The sequence below is a fragment of the Vibrio sp. 10N.222.48.A3 genome (assembly GCF_041475345.1).
GTDB classification, from domain to species: Bacteria; Pseudomonadota; Gammaproteobacteria; order Enterobacterales; family Vibrionaceae; genus Vibrio; species Vibrio tasmaniensis_A.
The window spans coordinates 1-2,697 of the sequence record NZ_JBFRVX010000624.1 but is presented as its reverse complement, the minus strand read 5'-3'; the positions used below and the strand labels follow the sequence as shown (position 1 = coordinate 2,697).

The window sequence follows — 2,697 nt, the reverse complement described above, 5'->3', positions numbered from 1 at the left end:
ATCTTCAATACCTCGTTTCATATTATTTTAATCTATCTCGCGTACCCTGCTTTATCCCTAGTAATTGTAATGGCTAACTCACGTCGTAGCCTTTGCATATCAATAGCCTAGATGGTGGAAAATACTCGATACCCATCGTATTTGATACGCCAATAGGTGTGTTGAAACCCCTTCACGGAACTAAGGCTTTTAACAAAACTGACTCACGATGGATTCATGATTTCATGAAACAGTTTCATGGTGTGAAGTGAATCTGTAAGCGCTTTCATGATTTCCACAACTGGCCTTTTCACCTCCAACTTTAGTGTGATGACACTCACTTCAACCAAGACGCCTTTCTTTAATAATCGTTTTGTAAGCGGTTACAAGCTAATGAAGTATCGAGGTTCGAGTGGCGACAATTAAACACGTATCAGAACATGCAGGTGTGTCTCAGGCGACAGTGTCTAGAGTTATTAATGGCACTAGCAGAGTCAGTCATGACAAAAAGCTAAAGGTTGAAAAAGCGATCAAAGAATTGGGTTATCGCCCGAACTCTATCGCTCAAGCTTTGGCGTCAAGTCGTACCGGTAGTGTTGGCGTTGTTGTTCCAGAACTTGGCGGTTCTTTCTATTCAGGCATTTTGCATTGCATAGAAGAAAACCTACGCCGCTTTGGTTACCACGCTGTGGTTACAGCGGGTTCGAACACCGAACAAGGGCAGCGCGAGTCTGTGGAGTTTCTGCTGGGGCGTCGTGTTGATGCTTTGATTCTTCATACTCAATTGCTCAGTGATGATTATTTAATTGAATTGGAAGAACAGGGGACCCCTGTGGTTTTAATTAACCGCTTCATCCCAGAAATGGCGATGAGTTGCATTGATATTGATAACGAAGTCGGGGGGCTACTCGCTACTCAATATCTTTTGCAAAAGGGACATACAGATATCGCGTGTATTACCGGGCCTTTAGATAAAGCAGACGCTAGGGGGCGTTTGCAGGGGTATCGAAAGGCCTTGGAAGAAGCGGGTGTGCCATACGATGAAGCCTTAGTCTCGGAAGCGGGCTTTACTGAAGAGACGGGCATCAGCGCTATGAAAAAGCTGATGAATCGTAAGTGTCATTTCACCGCAGTATTTGCTTCGAATGATCACATGGCATTTGGCGCCTTTGAGGTGCTGCATCAAGAGGGGCTGTCAGTTCCGAAAGATGTATCACTGGTGGGCTTCGATAACACCATCTTCGCGCGCTATCTGACCCCTAGTTTGACCACCATTAATTTCCCAATTGAAGAGATGAGCATTGAAGCTGTGCAGCTCACTCTGCAAAAGCTAAAGAAAATAAAACATGACGTGAACTTTAAATTGCTGCCGACGTTGGTCACTAGAAACTCGGTATCGGATTTACCAGTTACCCTATAAAAATATTAAGGATAGAACATGAAATTTAAGACCTTAGCGCTTTCATGCGCGGTTGCTTTAGGATTAGGTACAACAGCTGCAAATGCAGCAGACAAAGAAATTCGTTTCGACGGTTTCCCTGATTTCGATAGCAGCCTGAAGGTATTACTGCCTGATTTCGAAAAGGAAACGGGTATCAAAGTTGATTACCTTATGAACAACCACGGTGACCACCACACGAAACTGACAACGAACCTTGCAACGGGTTCTGGTGCGGGTGATGTGATTGTTGTGGACGTTGAGAAAATTGGTCCATTCGTGGGTTCTGGCGGCCTAGTTAACTTGTCTGAAAACTACGGTGCAGATAAGTACGAAGAACGATTCGCACCATACGCATGGGCACAGGGCAAAGGCGCTGATGGCGATATGTACGGCATCCCTGTCGACCTTGGCCCTGGCGTTATGTACTACCGCACTGACGTGTTCGAAAAAGCAGGTATTAATGTAGAAGACGCAATCAAAGATTGGGACTCATACATCGCTGCTGGTGAAAAACTGAAAGAGCAAAACGTACAACTTATCGCTTCGGCAGCCGACGTGGCACAAGCGATTATCTTTACGACGGTTCCTGAAGGTGAAGGTCTGTACTTCGATAAAGATGGCAACCCAGTCGTGACATCAGAGCGTTTTGTTCACGCTTTTGAAGTAGCAAAAGAGATTCGCGACAAAGGCTTAGACGGCCGTATTCTGGCTTGGTCTAACGAATGGTACGAAGGCTTCCGCAACGGCACATTTGCAACTCAACTTTCTGGCGCTTGGCTTCTTGGTCACCTAAACAACTGGATTGCTCCTGAAACTAAAGGTAAATGGGCAGTAGAAAACCTACCTGATGGCATCTACGGAAGCTGGGGTGGTTCATTCCTTTCTATTCCAACTCAATCAGAAAACCCAGATGAAGCTTGGGCGCTTATTGAATACATGACGACGGATCGTGAAGTACAGCTTAAACACTTCGAAACGATTGCTGCTTTCCCAGCGAACATCACCACGTATGACGATGAGCTTTTCCAAGAAGAGATGGAATTCCTAGGCGGACAAAAAGCCCGTCTACTGTTTGCTGAAGTGGCACAAAACATCAAACCAGTATCTCCAGCACAAGGCGACCACGTTGCACGTTCTATCATCTTAGAGAACGCATTGATGGAAGTACTTGATGAAGGTAAAGACATCGAGACAGCGCTTAAAGAGGCTGAGCGTCTAATCAAGCGTCGCACGCGTAATCTTTAATTTGTTATTACTTTGAGTAAGTGAGGAGGCGC

The 2,697-nt window shown here is 45.5% G+C and carries 2 protein-coding genes; both read left to right on the top strand.

All coding sequences use genetic code 11. The annotated features are described in order from the left end of the window. Window positions 1–391: 391 nt before the first annotated feature. On the top strand, window positions 392–1,399 hold the full coding sequence (locus AB4653_RS17345) for a LacI family DNA-binding transcriptional regulator (protein ID WP_012601182.1): 1,008 nt from the start codon (window positions 392–394) through the stop codon (window positions 1,397–1,399). Between the two features lie 18 nt (window positions 1,400–1,417). Further along, window positions 1,418–2,665 carry an ABC transporter substrate-binding protein gene (locus AB4653_RS17340; protein WP_102257660.1) on the top strand — a complete coding sequence of 416 codons (1,248 nt, stop codon included), beginning with the start codon at window positions 1,418–1,420 and terminating at the stop codon, window positions 2,663–2,665. The last annotated feature ends 32 nt before the right edge of the window (window positions 2,666–2,697 follow it).

Bases quoted from the DNA above. Each gene is read 5' to 3' on its own strand.
- AB4653_RS17340 (WP_102257660.1), top strand. From the start codon at position 1,418: ATGAAATTTAAGACCTTAGCGCTTTCATGCGCGGTTGCTTTAGGATTA.